General features: G+C 76.5%; 13 protein-coding genes. 6 read left to right on the plus strand and 7 right to left on the minus strand.

The window, feature by feature from the left end; translation table 11 throughout:
• Positions 1–23: 23 nt before the first annotated feature.
• From Q2K16_RS11260 to Q2K16_RS11290, 7 genes are all read right to left on the minus strand, one after another.
• On the minus strand, positions 24–1,253 hold the full coding sequence (locus tag Q2K16_RS11260) for an alkaline phosphatase family protein (RefSeq protein WP_302745215.1): 1,230 nt from the start codon (positions 1,251–1,253) through the stop codon (positions 24–26).
• On the minus strand, positions 1,250–2,020 hold the full coding sequence (locus tag Q2K16_RS11265) for a methyltransferase domain-containing protein (protein WP_302745217.1): 771 nt from the start codon (positions 2,018–2,020) through the stop codon (positions 1,250–1,252). Before Q2K16_RS11265 ends, Q2K16_RS11260 begins: the two co-directional genes overlap by 4 nt.
• A gap of 40 nt (positions 2,021–2,060) precedes the next feature.
• A complete protein-coding gene (locus Q2K16_RS11270) occupies positions 2,061–2,234 on the minus strand; it encodes a hypothetical protein (protein ID WP_228544392.1) in 174 nt (57 codons plus the stop codon).
• Positions 2,235–2,332: 98 nt separating this feature from the next.
• Entirely contained in the window at positions 2,333–5,824 is a 3,492-nt protein-coding gene (locus Q2K16_RS11275; RefSeq protein ID WP_302745218.1) for an error-prone DNA polymerase, read from the minus strand.
• Positions 5,825–6,178: 354 nt separating this feature from the next.
• Positions 6,179–7,906, minus strand: coding sequence for a DNA polymerase Y family protein (locus Q2K16_RS11280; protein ID WP_302745219.1), 1,728 nt, complete (start codon positions 7,904–7,906; stop codon positions 6,179–6,181).
• Positions 7,903–8,640 (minus strand): VOC family protein, encoded by a 738-nt coding sequence (locus Q2K16_RS11285; RefSeq protein WP_302745220.1) that lies wholly within the window; start codon positions 8,638–8,640, stop codon positions 7,903–7,905. The genes Q2K16_RS11280 and Q2K16_RS11285 overlap by 4 nt, the downstream gene beginning before the upstream one ends.
• Before the next feature lie 99 nt (positions 8,641–8,739).
• Positions 8,740–9,189: an SAV_6107 family HEPN domain-containing protein gene (locus tag Q2K16_RS11290; RefSeq protein ID WP_302745221.1), complete on the minus strand. Its 450-nt coding sequence runs from the start codon at positions 9,187–9,189 to the stop codon at positions 8,740–8,742.
• 468 nt (positions 9,190–9,657) lie between these two features.
• Here Q2K16_RS11290 and Q2K16_RS11295 point away from each other — a divergent pair, with 468 nt between their 5' ends.
• From Q2K16_RS11295 to Q2K16_RS11320, 6 genes are all read left to right on the plus strand, one after another.
• On the plus strand, positions 9,658–10,146 hold the full coding sequence (locus Q2K16_RS11295) for a YbaK/EbsC family protein (protein WP_302745222.1): 489 nt from the start codon (positions 9,658–9,660) through the stop codon (positions 10,144–10,146).
• Positions 10,143–10,862, plus strand: coding sequence for a monooxygenase (locus Q2K16_RS11300; protein WP_302745223.1), 720 nt, complete (start codon positions 10,143–10,145; stop codon positions 10,860–10,862). Before Q2K16_RS11295 ends, Q2K16_RS11300 begins: the two co-directional genes overlap by 4 nt.
• A 10-nt stretch (positions 10,863–10,872) precedes the next feature.
• Complete coding sequence (locus Q2K16_RS11305; protein WP_302745224.1) at positions 10,873–11,442, plus strand: GNAT family N-acetyltransferase; 570 nt, start codon at positions 10,873–10,875, stop codon at positions 11,440–11,442.
• Positions 11,439–12,284, plus strand: a complete 846-nt coding sequence (locus Q2K16_RS11310; protein ID WP_302745226.1) for a carotenoid biosynthesis protein — start codon at positions 11,439–11,441, stop codon at positions 12,282–12,284. The genes Q2K16_RS11305 and Q2K16_RS11310 overlap by 4 nt, the downstream gene beginning before the upstream one ends.
• A gap of 91 nt (positions 12,285–12,375) precedes the next feature.
• A complete protein-coding gene (locus Q2K16_RS11315) occupies positions 12,376–13,506 on the plus strand; it encodes a glycosyltransferase family 2 protein (RefSeq protein ID WP_302745228.1) in 1,131 nt (376 codons plus the stop codon).
• Between the two features lie 10 nt (positions 13,507–13,516).
• The gene (locus Q2K16_RS11320) at positions 13,517–15,004 is read left to right on the plus strand and encodes a phytoene desaturase family protein (protein WP_302745230.1); all 1,488 of its coding nucleotides are present in this window, start codon (positions 13,517–13,519) and stop codon (positions 15,002–15,004) included.
• Positions 15,005–15,067: the final 63 nt, after the last annotated feature.

Genomic DNA, 15,067 nt, shown 5'->3' on the forward strand with positions numbered 1-15,067 from the left:
CGCCCCGCGGGCGGTGGCCGCGGTCAGCCCCGGACCACCAGCAGCGGCACGGTCATCTCCGCCGCGGTGTCCGCCCCGTGGTACGCCACCAGCCGGGACACCGCCGGCGGCTCCGACCGGGTGGCCAGCACCGCGTACGTCTCGCGGCAGGTCACCACCACGTCACCGACCCGGGACAGGTGCTCCTCGGCGACCGGGCCGAACCACCCCTCGGCCACGATCTCCTCCCGGGTGCCGACCCGGGCGGCCGGCCCGAGCACCGTCGACCAGGCGGCCACCACGTCGTCGACCGCCCCCGGGGCGACGTGCAGGTACCGCACCCGGGGCTCACCGGCGACCACCCGGATGCCGGCCCGCAGCCGTGGGTCGGTGTCCAGGTCGAACCGGTGCTCCGCCGGCACGTCGAGCTGACCGTGGTCGGCGGTGACCAGCAGCGCGGCGTCGGCCGGCAACCCGTCGACGAGGCGGGCGAGCAGGGCGTCGACCTCGGCGGCGGCGATCCGCCACGGGGCCGAGTCGACCCCGCTGAGGTGACCGTGCCGGTCCAGGTCGGGGTGGTAGCCGGAGACCAGGGTGGGGCCGGCCCCGGCGGACAGCGCCGCCAGCATCGTCCGGGCCAGCGCGTCCGCCCCGGCGGCGCCCCGGTAGTCGCCGCCCCGGTTCGCGGCCAGGGTGAGCCCGCTGCCGGCGTACTCGGGGCGGCTCACCACGCTCACCGCGACCCCGGCGGCACGGGCCCGCTGCCACTGGGTGCGCACCGGCTGCCAGTGCAGCGGGTCCGGATCGCCGGGCCAGTCGATGTGGTTGAGCACCCGGTCGGTGCCGGGCACCCGGACGGTGAAGCCGAGCACGCCGTGCGCGCCGGGGGCCGCGCCCGCCCCCAGGGTCACCAGGCTGGTCGGGGTGGTGGACGGGAAGCCGGAGGTCAACGGGCGGCCCACCGTCGCGGCCAGCCCGGTCAGGGTCGGGGCGTACCGGGCGGCGGTGGGAAGCTGGTACCAGCCGAGGCCGTCGACGAGCAGGACGGCGACCCGGCGTACCCCGGCCAGGCCGGGGACGAGCCCGAGCAGGTCGACCGCGCCCGGCACGCCGAGCACGGCCAGCACGCTGGGCAGCACGTCGGCCAGGCTGCCCCCGCCGTAGCGCGGCGGCACCACCGCGAGCGGGTCCGCCGGAGGCACGGGTCCCGCCGCCCGGTCCACCGGCTCAGCGGCCGGGGGCACGGTCGTCTCGACCGGGGGCAGGTCGGTCATGCCGGGCGACGGGCGAACAGGTGCAGTTGGGCGGCGAGGTCCCGGTAGGGCGGACGCCCGGCCAGCGCCTTCTCCAGCTCGACCAGGGCACCCGGCTGACCGTCGGCGACGGTGGCGGGCAGCAGGTCGGCGAGGACGCGTACCCCGTGGATCTCCTCGACGGCGAGGCCGGCGGCGCGCAACAGGACGGTGGCCTCCTCGGCGTCGAAGCGGCGGCGCAGGGTGTCCCGGGGCCCGGCGGCGCCGTCGGGGGCGGCGGCCAGCACGGCGGCGACGTCCAGGTGGCCGTTCATGGCCCGCCCCAGCACAGCGGCGGCCCGCCCGGCGACCAGCACACTCGCCGCGCCACCGGGACGTAGCGCGGCGGCCAGCGCGGCCACCACAGGCGTCGGATCGTCGACGACCTCCAGCACGGCGTGGCACAGCACCAGGTCGACGGTGGCCGGTTCGACCAGGCCGGTCAACGCGTCGCCGTCGCCCTGCACGGCACGGACCCGGTCGGCGACGCCGGCCTCGGCGGCCCGACGGGTGAGCGCGGCGAGCGCGTCGGGGCTGGCGTCGACCACGGTCACCCGGTGGCCGGCCTGGGCGAGCGGCACGGCGAACCCGCCGGTGCCGCCGCCCACGTCGAGCACGGTCAGCGTGTCGTCGGCCCGCCGCTGCAACTCGGCGGCGAGCACCGACCAGATGACGGCGGTACGGGGGGTCAACGGCGGCTCGGCGAACCGGCTGCGGGTGCTCTGTTCCACCCGGTCGAGCCTAGTCACCCACGCCACCCGACCCCCCGTCGGCGGTGCCGTCGCCGGCTCAGATCTCCCCGCCGCCGGCCGGGTCCTCCTCGGCACGGGACCGGCGGATGTTCGCCACCGGACCCTCGGTCACCTGGTACTCGCGCGGCTCGGCGTCCTGGGCGGGCGTCCAGCCGGCACCCAGCCGGGTGCGCCGGGCGTTCGCCAGTCCACCGGTGTACGTACTGTCCATCGTCACTGGTCTTCCCCCTTGCCGCGCGCGGGCCGCTCTGCCCGCGCGTGCCGGAATTCTCCTGTCTCCCGGCCCGGAAAACCGTAATGTGGATCACTTCACCGGAAGTCACGGGAGGCGGGTTCCACCGGCGGCGTGATCGGGTCCAGCCGGTCGGCGGTGAGGGTGGTGACCCCCTCGTGCCGCTGCAACCGACCACGGACCACGAGGGCGCTGCTGGTGCGGGCGATTCGACGATAGCGCTGCCAGAGCCCCGGCGAACACGTGACATTCAACATTCCGGTCTCGTCCTCCAGGTTGAGGAAGGTGACCCCGCCGGCCGTCGCCGGCCGTTGCCGGTGGGTGACGATCCCGCCGACCCGGACCCGCCGACCCGGCGCCACCCGCCCCAGCCGGGCGATCGGCACCGCACCCAGCGCGTCGAGGCGGTCCCTGACGAACCGGGCCGGGTGGGTCTCCGGGGACAGCCCGGTGGCCCAGACGTCGGCGACGAGCCGGTCCACCGCCTCCATCCCGGGCAGGGTGGGCGCGGCCGCGCCGGTCACCGTGCCGGGCAGCCGGCCCGGCCGGTCCTGGGCCGCCGCGCCGGCCGCCCAGAGCGCCTGCCGCCGGGTCAGCCCGAAACAGGCGAAGGCGTCCGCGGTGGCCAGCGCCTCCAGCTGGCCTGCGGTGAGACCGACCCGCCGGGCCAGATCCGGCATGTCCCGGTACGCCCCGTGCGCCGTCCGCTCCGCCACGATCCGCCTCGCCACGTCGTCGCCGAGGGTACGGACACCGCCCAGCCCGAGCCGCACCGCCGGACCGCCCAGCCCCCAGGCGTGCGGCGGTTCCCCCGGCACGCTCCCCCAGCGGGTTTCCGGGGTGGACTCCAGCACCGCCCCCGTCCCGCTGGCGTTGACGTCCGGCCGGCGGACCTCGACCCCGTGCCGCCGGGCGTCGTCGACCAGGGTCTGCGGCGCGTAGAACCCCATCGGTTGGGCGTTGAGCAGGGCCGCCAGGAACGCCGCCGGATGGTGCCGCTTGAGCCAGGAACTGGCGTACACCAGGTAGGCGAAGCTCATCGCGTGGCTCTCCGGGAAGCCGTAGCTGGCGAACGCGGTGAGCTTGCGGTAGACGTCGTCGGCCAGTTCGCCGGTGATGCCCCGCTCGGCCATCCCGGCGTAGAGCCGGTCGGCAAGCTGCGCCATCCGCTGCACCGACCGTTTCGCCCCCATCGCCCGGCGCAGCTGGTCGGCCCCGGCCGCGTCGAAGCCGGCCAGGTCGATGGCGAGCTGCATGAGCTGCTCCTGGAACAGCGGCACCCCGAGGGTCTTCTCCAACGCGTTATGCATCAGCGGGTGCGGGTACGTCACCGGCTCCTGGCCGTTCTTGCGCCTGATGTACGGGTGCACCGAGCCGCCCTGGATCGGGCCGGGCCGGATCAGCGCCACCTCCACCACCAGGTCGTAGAACTCGCGCGGTTTCAGCCGGGGCAGGGTGGCCATCTGGGCGCGGCTCTCCACCTGGAACACGCCCACCGAGTCGGCCCGGCAGAGCATGTCGTAGACCTCGGGGTCGTCCAACGTCATGTCACCCAGGTCCAGCCTGGACCCGATCAGGTCGTAGCCGTGGTGCAGGGCGGAGAGCATGCCCAGGCCGAGCAGGTCGAACTTGACCAGCCCGACGGCCGCGCAGTCGTCCTTGTCCCACTGGAGCACGCTGCGGCCGGGCATCCGCCCCCACTCCACCGGGCACACCTCGATCACCGGCCGGTCGCAGATCACCATCCCTCCGGAGTGGATGCCCAGGTGCCGGGGGAAGGTCTGCAACTCGTTGGCGTACGCCACCACCTGCTCGGGGATGTCCTCGACGTCGACCGCCGCGACGGAACCCCAACGGTCGATCTGCTTGCTCCAGGCGTCCTGCTGGCCGGGCGAGTAGCCGAACGCCTTCGCCACGTCCCGCACCGCCGAGCGGGGCCGGTAGGAGATGACGTTGGCGACCTGGGCGGTGTGCTCCCGGCCGTAGCGGGCGTAGACGTGCTGGATCACCTCCTCCCGCCGGTCGGACTCGATGTCCACGTCGATGTCGGGCGGCCCGTCGCGTTCCGGGGCGAGGAACCGTTCGAAGAGCAGCCGGTGCCGCACCGCGTCCACGTTGGTGATCCGCAGCGCGTAACAGACCGCCGAGTTCGCCGCCGACCCCCGGCCCTGGCAGTAGATGTCCTGCGCGCGGCAGAACGCCACGATGTCGTAGACCACCAGGAAGTAGCCGGGGAAGCCCAGCTCGTCGATCATCCGCAGCTCGTGTTCCAGTTGCGCGTACGCCTCCGGGTGCGCCCCGGGCGGGCCGTAGCGCTCGTGCGCCCCGGTCAGCGTCAGGTGGCGCAGCCAGCTCATCTCGGTGTGCCCCGCCGGCACCGGGTACGCCGGCAGCCGGGGCGCGACCAGGTGCAGGTCGAAGGCGAGTTCCGTGCCGAACTCGGCGGCCCGGGACACCGCACCCGGGTACGCGGCGAACCGGGCCGCCATCTCCGCGCCACTGCGCAGGTGGGCGGTGGCGGCGGCGGGCAGCCAACCGTCGATCTCGTCCAGGCTGCGGCGGGCCCGTACGGCGGCCAGGGTGGTCGCCAACCGCCGTCGCCCCGGGCTGGCGTAGTGCACGTTGTTGCTGGCCACCGTGGGCAGCCCGGCGGCGGCGGCCAGCTCGGCGAGCGCGTCGTTGCGGTCGGCGTCGACCGGGTGCCCGTGGTCGGTCAGCTCCACCGCCACCGTCTCCGCGCCGAACAGCGCGGTGAGCCGGTCCAGCTCCCGGGCCGCCGCGTCGACCCCCTCGGTGAGCAGCGCCGCCGGCACGTGCCCCTTGCGGCAGCCGGTCAGCACCAGCACGTGGTCGCGCAGCTCGGCGGCGACCTCCTCCAGTTCGCCGTAGACCGGCCGCCCCTTCTCGCCGCCGCGCAGCTGCGCCCGGGAGATGACCGACGCGAGCCGGGCGTACCCCTCGTGGCCGTGGGCGAGCACCAGCAGGTGCCGGCCCTGCGGGTCGGGTTCGCCCTGCTGCGGGCCGGGCAGCCCCAACGACAGCTCCGCGCCGAAGACCGTGGGCAGGTGCAGCGTACGGGCCGCCTCGGCGAACCGGACCACCCCGTAGAACCCGTCGTGGTCGGTCACCGCGAGTGCGGTCAACCCCAGCCGGACGGCCTCCTCGGCCAGTTCCTCCGGGTGGCTCGCCCCGTCGAGGAAACTGAAGTTGGTGTGCGCGTGCAGCTCGGCGTAGGGCACCGGGTCGTCCGGGCGGGTCAGCTGCGGCGGTGCGTACCGCTCGCGGTGCCGGGTCCAGGCCGGCGAGTCGCCGCCGTCGGCCTCGGCGAGCGGGTCCACCACGTGCAGGTGCCGTTCCCCGCGCCGCCGCCCGCCCCGCCCCCCGCCGGCTCCGCCACCATGAGGCGCTCCGCTGCTGCCTCCGTCACCCCGGGGCGCGTTGTCCTGGCGGCGGTCGTCACGGGAGTGGTCGTCACAGGGACGGTGGCCTGCGCCGCCGCCGGCGGTGGACCGGCCGGACAGCACCCGCTCCAGCTCCGACCAGGGCAGCTTCGGATTGTGGAAGCTCATCCGGTCGCCCCCACGGTGCGGATCGCTCCAGCGGTGCCGGTTACCCCGGCGGTGCCTGTCGCTTTCCCACAGCCGGTCGCGTGGCGGGGCAGGGTCGACGCCGACAGGGATGGTTCTCCCGGAGAGCGGTATGCCGCTGAGTCATATTTATGCCTCGGCGGCATACCGCTCACCCGGAAACATCGTCGGGACACGGGGCGACCCCGGACGGAACGCCGCACCGACCGGCAGCGGAAGCGCCACCGACCGGACCCGGCCGACACACAGCCGACCGACCCGGGTCCAGCCCGGAGAGGTCCCACCGAGGCGGACGAGGCCAGCGCAAACGGGACCAGCCCCGGCACGGAGCACCGGTCAGTCATAGATCGCCTCCACCAGCCACCGGCCCGCCTCGACGGCCAGCAGCAGGGCGGCACCGTCGGCCAGACAGACCTGGAACCGGGCCCGACGACGGGCCTCGGCAGGGGCCCACCACCGCTCGTCCACCGGCCACGGGCCGGTCCAGCCGACGATCTCCGTGGGGGCGATGCCGTCGACGGCCAGCCGGGCGGGCGCGGCGCTGACCGCCAGCCGGGCGCTGACCAGCACCGGTTCCCCGGTGGCGTCGTGCACGGTGGCGGTGAGCGGGACGGGCAGCACCACGGCCGGCGCGGGTGGCGGTAGTCGCCCCGGCCACGGCGGTACGGGACCCGACCGCCGTGGCCCGCCCCGCCCGGCACCACCGGACCGCGCCCCCGTCCGCCCGGCATCACGAGGCGGCGTGAGCGCCCTTTCCGCGCCACCGGGCTGCGTCACGACCGGCCCGGTGACGCCCGGCAACGCCTCAGCGACACCCGGCGGTGGGGGCGGGCCGGGACGGGCGGGGAGGCGTTCGTCCCCCCAGGGCACCAGGCGGGTCTGGTCGGCCGGGGACCGACCACCGCCCAGCACGGCGGTGACCACCGCCTCCGGGCCGAGGATGCCCTGCACCCGGCTCAACGCCCGGTGCGCCCGGTCCCGTTCCTCGCCGACCTCCCCCCACAGGCCGGGTTGCAGCCCGCCCCCGGCCACCAACCCGTCGGGCACCAGCCGCAGCCGGACGATCCCGGCGGTCGGTCGGGCCGGCCGGGCACCCGCCCGACCGGTGCTGCCGGAGAGCCAGCCGTCGAGCTGCCAGCGCACCCGGTCGGCGATGGCGGCGGCGGTGAGCAACCCGTCGTGCCGCCACACCCGGTGCAGTTCCTGGCCGTGCGCGGTGACCGCCTCGATGCCGAGCCGGGTACAGGCCAGCCCGTGCCCGGCCAACCGGTCGTGCAACCGTTCGGCGAGCATCCGGGCGGCGAAGGCCGCCGCGTCGACCCGGTCGAGGGGCTCGTCGTGGTGGGCGGTGACGGTCAGGTCGACCGGGGGCTGCCGGACGGCGAGCGGGCGGTGGTCGTGCCCGGCGGCGAGCCGGTGGGCGAGGGCCCCGTCGAAGCCGAACCGGGCCAGCACGTCACCGGCGGGCAGCGCCGCGAATTCGCCGAGCGTGCGTACGCCGAGCCGGCGCAGCAGGTCGGCCAGGGCCGGCCGGCCGACCGCCTCGACGGGCAGCCCGGCCAGGAAGCCCGGCGTCCCGCCCGGCGGCACCACCTGACCGGTACGCGCGGCGAGGCCGGCGGCGAAGACCCCGTCGGCGATCCCGACCTGGCTCTCCACCGCGCAGGACTCGGCGACCTGTTCGACGATCCGCTCGGCGGCGGCCTCCTCACCGCCGAGGTAACGGGCGGGCCCCCGGGCGGCGAGCGCGCAGACGCCGGGGCGGACCACCTCCACCCCGGCGGCGACCTCCTCCACGGCGGCGACGACCGGTTCGAAGGCACGGGCGTCCCGGCCGGGGTCGTGGTCGACGACGGTCAACGCGGGGCAGCGCCCCTGTGCCTCCCGGCGGCGTAGTCCCCGGCGTACCCCGGCGCTGCGGGCCGGCGCGGAGCAGGCCACCACCCGGTTGGCGTGCAGCACGGCCACCGGGCCGGTGGCGGGCACCCCGTCGACGATCTCGGCGGCGAGCACCGGCCAGTCCGGGCACCAGAGCAGCAGGGTACGGACGGACGCGCCGGTCACCCCGACCCGACCACGGTGAATCCGCCCGGCCGGGGCCCGACGGGTGCGGCGGGAACGGTCGGCGCGGCGCGGGGCACCACCCGGGTGAGCCCGTCGCCGGGCAGCCACATCGTGATCTCCTTCGGGCGGGCCGCCGCTCCGCGTCCACGTGCCGACACGGTGACCTCGCGTCGGCGCAGCCGGCCCCGCCCCGGTCCGAGCCCCTCCCAGACCCCCCGGACCACCTGGAGCGTGACGTCCGCACCGGCCCACCGCCCGTACGGGACGAGCACGCAGCCGCGTTGCCGGGCCCGGGCGGCCAGCCGGTCGGCCACCGGGGCGGAGACGGTGTGCGGGACGGCGGTCACCACCACGTCGACCCCGTCGATCAGGGCGGCGACCACGGTGGGCCACTCCGGACCGGGATGCGGGACGAGGGCCAGCCGGTCCAGGGCGATGCCGACCTCGGCGGCGGCGCCGGCCCCGAAGGTGGGCACCCCGACCACCGCGCACCACGACCCGGCCCGGGACGCCTCGGCGAGCAACGCCAGCACCAGAGAGGTGCCGCCGCTGCGCCGGGGTTGGCCGACGGTGACGGCGACCGTGCTGCCCCGGCGCAGCCCCCGGTGCGGCAGCAGGCCGGTCAACTCGGGTGCCACCGGGAGTACCAGGTGGCTGCCGGCCGGGTCCGGGGCGCTCGCCGGGCGGACCAGATCGGCCAGTGCGGCGGAACCGACCACCATGCGGCCCGCCATCGGACCAACCCCCCGTCATGTCGTTGCGTGGATCAGGTGCTCAGCGGGGGCCGGTACCGGCCGGATCAGGTGCCCGGCGGGGACCCGGGCACGGCCGGATCAGGCGGCGAGACCGTCGAGGGCGGGCTGGTGGGTCACTCCGAGCGCCTGCTCCACCACCGCCACGAACTGTTCGGCGGCCCTGAGCAGGTCGTCGGCCTCCCGGGCGCTCACCACCCGGGGTATGCCGGCCTCGGCGGCGGCCCGCTTGCCGGCGGCGGCGGCGAAGTAGCGGGACCACTCGTCCAGTTCGGGGGCGACACCGGCGAGCAGCACCCAGACGCTGGTGATCCGGCGGCGGCGGGCGGGCGCGGGCCGGGCCCGGGCGGCCAGCAGGGCGGCGGCGGCGCGGAGCGCGGCCAGGTGGGCGGCGGCGTAGCGCAGCCCGTCGGGGCGGGTCTGGGCGGCCTCGGCCAGCCCGCGTCGGGCCACCGTGAGGAGTTGGGTCGGGGTGCGGTGCGGCAGCACGTGCGCGGGCACCGTCGGCGCCTGGGCCGGGTTGGTCGGCATGACTGTCTCCTCCGCGTGACCGGGTCGGGCGGGACGCCCGGTGGAGGAGCTCCACCGGCGCGACGCCCGGGGCGGGTGGTGCGGAGGAAGACGCACCGCTGGGGGCCGGCCGGGTGTGGATGCTTCCCCACACCACACCCGGCCGGCGAACCGGCGGGTTCGTCGCCCGCCGCCCGGGGGTCGAGGGCGGCGGGCGACGACCTGCCTTGACGGGACCGGGCTCGCGACTGCCCGGAACCCGGTGCGGTCCGCGAAACCGCACCTGCCCGGGCCGACGCCGCGAAACACCGCCCCGGGGGCGTTGGAACGGGTGTGCGAGTGAATCGAACACTCGTTCTAACTGCTCTGACAGTACACCCTGCCCCCGACGAAAACGCAACGTGTGGCGTACGACCTGCCACCGGGTTCGCCCCACCCGGCGGCCGGCCGGGTGCGGGGCGTCGGGGCGGGCCGGGGAGAATGGGCCGCATGCAGTCACACCCGAACGTGCAGGCGGTGCAGCGGACGCTCGACGACGCGGGCGCACGGGACGGTTCCGGCGCGGCCAGCCGGGTCCGCCTGCTGCCCGAGGCGGCACACACCGCCGCCGCGGCGGCCGAGGCGCTCGGCGTCGCCGTCGGCGCCATCGCCAACTCGCTGGTCTTCGACGCCGACGGCACGCCGCTGCTGGTGCTCACCTCCGGCGCGCACCGGGTGGACACCGCCGGCCTGGCCGCCGGGCTCGGGGTGACCCACCTGCGCCGGGCCACCCCCGACTTCGTCCGGACGCACACCGGACAGGTGATCGGCGGGGTCGCCCCGGTCGGCCACCCCGGGCCGCTGCGCACCCTGGTCGACACCGCCCTGGCCGGGTACCCGCAGGTGTGGGCCGCCGGTGGCGTACCGCAGGCGGTCTTCCCCACCACCTACCCGGAGCTGCTGCGGATCACCGGCGGCACCCCCGCCGAGGTGGCGTGAACACCACCCCGGAACTGGTCACCCTGCACGTGTGGCGGGTGCCCCGGGTCGCCGTGGGGCGGGCGTTGGCCCGGATGGCCCGGCATCCGTGGCAACTGCGGCGCACCCCCGGCGTACGGTTCGGCAAGCTGCTCGGCACCGGGACCGGCACCGGCTTCGGCCCGGGGGACGCCGACCTGACCCGGTGGGCGGCGCTGGTGGTGTGGGGCTCCCCCGCCGCGGCGGCCGGCTTCGACACCTCCCCGGTCGGCCGTTCCTGGGCCCGGATCGCCCGCGCGTCGGCCCGGCTGGAGCTGCGCCCGGTGACCAGCCGGGGCGAGTGGTCGGGCCGGCGGCCGTTCGGCGAGCCGGCGGGCGGCCGGGCCGACGGGCCGGTGCTGGCGCTGACCCGGGCCCGGTTGCGGCCCCGCCGCGCGCTCACCTTCTGGAAGGCCGTCCCGCCGGTCGCCGCCGCGCTGCACGCCGCGCCGGGGCTGCTCGCCCGGTTCGGTGTCGGTGAGGCGCCGCTGGGCTGGCAGGGCACGGTCAGCGTGTGGCGCGACCCGACGGACCTCGTGGCGTTCGCGTACCGTCACCCCGAGCACCGCGCGGCGATCACCCGCACCCCCACCGAGGGGTGGTACGCGGAGGAGTTGTTCGCGCGCTTCGAGGTGCGCGCAGTGGTCGGTGACCGGTCGGTGCTGGGATGGGTCGCCGACGGTGGTCCGCAACCGTGAGAGGACGCGCATGAGGTTGGTGCGGTGGACGCCGGAGGATCTCGTCCGGCGGCTCGACGACGTGGTCGCGGTGTACGGGGAGGCGATGGGCTACCGCAGCGACCTGCTGGAGGCCCGACGCGGCTACATCGCCACCCACGCCCGCCGGCCCGGGTTCCGCGCCGTCGCCAGCCTCACCACCGAGGGCCACCTGGCCGGCTTCGGGTACGGCTACCTCGGCGCGGGTGGACAGTGGTGGCACGACCAGGTCTACCGGGCGCTGGACCCGGACGCCCGACGGCGTTGGCTGACCCACTGCTTCGAGGTGGTCGAGCTGCACGTCCGACCGCCCGCGCAGGGGCACGGCCTGGGTGCCCGGCAGCTCACCGCCCTGCTCAGCCTCGCCGAGGGCGGCACCACCCTGCTGTCCACCCCGGAGGCCGACGAGCGGACGTCGCGGGCCTGGCGGCTGTACCGGCGGTTCGGCTTCGTCGACGTGCTGCGGCACTTCCGCTTCCCCGGCGACGAACGACCGTTCGGGGTGCTCGGCCGGGACCTGCCGCTGCCCCGTCCCGACACGTCCGGGCCGGCCGCGTCGTGACCCGCCGGCACGTCCCGTGGCTGCTGCTGGCCCTGCTGGTGCTGATCCAGATCTGCTACCCGCTCAGCACCGGGGTCACCCGGGCCCGGCTCACCGTCGCCACGGTCGTGCTGGGTTACCTGCTCGCGGTGGGGCACGCGCTGCTCACCCGGGGCCCCCGTACGGCGGCGGCGCTGGTCGCGGTGGCCACCGGCGGCGGGTTCGCCATCGAGGCGCTGGGGGTGGCGACGGGCTTCCCGTTCGGCAGCTACGACTACTCAGGCGAGCTGGGGCCGAAGCTGGCCGGGGTGCCGTTGATCATCCCGCTGGCCTGGACCTGGATGGCCTGGCCCGCCTGGCTGGCCGCCGTCCGGCTGACCACGCCCGCCGGCCGGACGCCCGGCGTCCCCACTGCGGCGGGACACGTCGGGCGGGTGGCGTTGGCCACCGTCGGGCTGGCCGGCTGGGACCTCTTCCTCGACCCGCAGATGGTGGCCGAGGGCTACTGGGTGTGGCGCGACGCCACCCCGGCGCTGCCCGGGCTGCCCGGCATCCCGGTCAGCAACTACCTGGGCTGGCTGCTGTTCGCGGTGCTGCTGATGAGCGCGCTGCGCCCGCTGGCCGGGCCGGCCGTCGCGGTCACCGGCTCCCGCGACGACCCGATGTTCGCGCTCTACCTGTGGACGTACCTCTCCAGTGTCCTGGCGCACGCGGTCTTCCTGCGGCTGCCCGCCTCGGCGCTCTGGGGCGCGGCCGGCATGGCGGTGGTGGCGGTGCCGCTGGCGGTGACCCTGCTGCGCGCCCGCCGGCGGCCCGCCGGCCGGCCGGCACCGGCCCGCACCGGCGTCGACACCCCGGCATGAGCGGCATCCGGGCCGGTCGACCCGCCCCGCACCGGCGCCCGATGCCGGGACGACGACGACCGCACCCGGCCGGGTCGGTGGGGGCGCGGCGGTGACCGTCGTCGCGTTCGTGCTGGCCGTCGCGGTGACCGCGCTGACCGCGCACACCTGGGTCAACGCCCGGTACTTCCTGCGCCGGCCCGTCGACGGGCCGGTCGGGGTCGACGAGACCGTGGCGGTGCTGCTGCCGCTGCGCGACGAGGCCGACCGGGTCACCCCGTGCCTGCGCGCGCTGCTCGCCCAGCAGGGAGTGCCGGGGCTGCGGATCGTGGTGCTCGACGACGGCTCGACCGACGGCACCGCCGACGTGGTCCGCGCGGTCGTCGGCGACGACCCCCGGGTCACCCTGCGCACCGGGGTCGCCCCGCCACCGGGCTGGCTGGGCAAGCCGTACGCCTGCCACCAGCTCGCCGGGCACGCCGGGCCGGCCGCCACCGTGTACGCCTTCGTCGACGCGGACGTGGTGCTCACCCCGTACGCGGTGGCGGCGGCGGTGACCGGGCTGCGGGCGGCGCGGGCGACGCTGCTGTCGGCGTACCCGAGGATCCTGGTGCGGACGGTGGGTGACCGGCTGGTGCAGCCGCTGTTGCAGTGGTTGTGGCTGACCTTCCTGCCGCTGCGCGCGATGGAACGCTCGCCGCGGCCGTCGCTGGCCGCCGCCGGTGGGCAGTTCCTGCTGGTGGACCGGGCCGGCTACGACCGGGCCGGCGGGCACGCCGCGGTCGCCGACCGGGTGCTGGAGGACATCGAGCTGGCCCGGGCGGTGAAACGCGCAGGCGGCCGGATCGCGCTGGCCGACGGTTCCCGGCTGGCCGCCTGCCGGATGTACGAGACCTGGCCGCAGCTGCGTGACGGCTACACCAAGTCGCTCTGGGCCACCTTCGGTCACCCGGTGGCCGCCGCGGCCGTGGTCGCCGCGCTGCTCCTGCTCTACACCGCGCCGCCGCTGCTGGCGGTGGCGGCGCTGGTGGCGGGTTCACCGCCGGCCGCCGGGCTGGCCCTGTCCGGGTACGCGGCGGGAGTCGCCGGGCGGGTGGCCAGCGCCCGCGCCACCGCCGGCCGGGCCTGGCCCGACGCGCTGGCCCACCCCGGCTCGGTCGTGGTGCTCGGCTGGCTGACCCTGCGGTCGTACCATCTGCGGAAGCGGCGTCGCCTGTCCTGGCGTGGCCGCCCGGTCAGCTAGGAGGCGCGGCATGGCACGGATCGTGGTCATCGGCGCCGGCGTGGGCGGGCTGGCCACCGCCGCCCGGCTGGCCGTCAGCGGGCACGAGGTGACCGTCTTCGAACGGTCCGACACCGTCGGCGGCAAGCTCGGCCGGTACGTCCACGACACCCCGGCCGGCAGCTTCCACTTCGACACCGGGCCGAGCCTGCTCACCCTGCCGCAGGTCTTCCACGACCTGTTCGAGGCCACCGGCGCGAAGCTCGACGAGTACCTCGACCTGACCCCGCTGGACCCGATCGTGCGGCACGTCTTCCCCGGCGGCGGGCCGACCCTCGACTCGTGCGCCGACCCGGACGAGTTCGCCGCCCGCATCGGTGCCGCCCTCGGCGACCGGGCCGCCGCCGACTGGCGGCGGCTGTGGCGGCGGGCCGCCCGGGTGTGGACCGCGTCGCACCGGGACATCCTGCGGCGTACCGTCGACCCGCCGCGCGACCTGGCGGCGCTGGCCTGGCGGTTGGGTGACCTGGCCGCGATCGGGCCCGGCCGTACCCTGCGCGGGCTGGGCCGCAGTCACCTGTCCGACCCCCGGCTGCGGATGCTGCTCGACCGGTACGCCACCTACACCGGCGCGGACCCGCGCCGCGCCCCGGCCGCGCTGGTCGCCGTCCCCTACGCCGAGCTGACCTTCGGTGGCTGGTACCTGCGCGGCGGGCTGGGCACCCTGGCCGACGCGCTGCTCTCCCGCTGCCTGGACCTGGGCGTGACGGTCCGCACCGGGGAGACCGTCACCCGCATCGACGCCGCCGGGGGTCGGGTGCACGGGGTACGCCTCGCCGGCGTCCACGCGCCCGTCCCCGCCGACGTGGTGGTCGCCAACGCCGACGCGCTCACCGTCTACCGGGACCTGCTGCCGCACCCGGGCCGGCTGGCCGCGCTCACCGACCGCAGCCTCGCCGGTTTCGTGCTGCTACTCGGGGTACGCGGCGACTCCGGGCTGGCCCACCACACCGTCTTCTTCCCCACCGACTACGACACCGAGTTCGACGCCGTCTTCGGCGCACCCGGGCGGGGGGTCCGGGCCCGACCGGCGGCCGACCCGACGGTCTTCGTCACCGTGGCCGACGACCCGATGGTCCGCCCGGCCGGGCACGAGGCGTGGTTCGTGCTGGTCAACGCCGCCCGCCACGGCACCGCCCCGGACGCCGTGGACTGGCGTCGGCCGGGGCTCGCCGACGCGTACGCCGACCGGATACTCGACGTGCTCGCCGCGCGCGGGGTCGACGTCCGGGACCGGCTGGTGTTCCGCGAGATCCGTACCCCCGCCGACCTGGACGCCGCGACCGCCGCGCCCGGCGGGTCGATCTACGGCACGGCCGGTGGGCTGCTCCGCCCGGCCAACCGGGGCCCGGCGCACGGGCTGTGGCTGGTCGGCGGCTCCACCCACCCCGGCGGCGGCCTGCCGATGGTCACCCTGTCGGCGCAGATCGTCGCCGACGAGATCGGCCCCGCCTGGTAACCCCCGGGTGGGCCGCGTCGCCGGTGGGGCGGAAGAGCGGTATCCGGCGCTCGGGATACCGCT

This window comes from Micromonospora cynarisoli, assembly GCF_030518815.1.
Taxonomy (GTDB): Bacteria; Actinomycetota; Actinomycetes; order Mycobacteriales; family Micromonosporaceae; genus Micromonospora; species Micromonospora wenchangensis.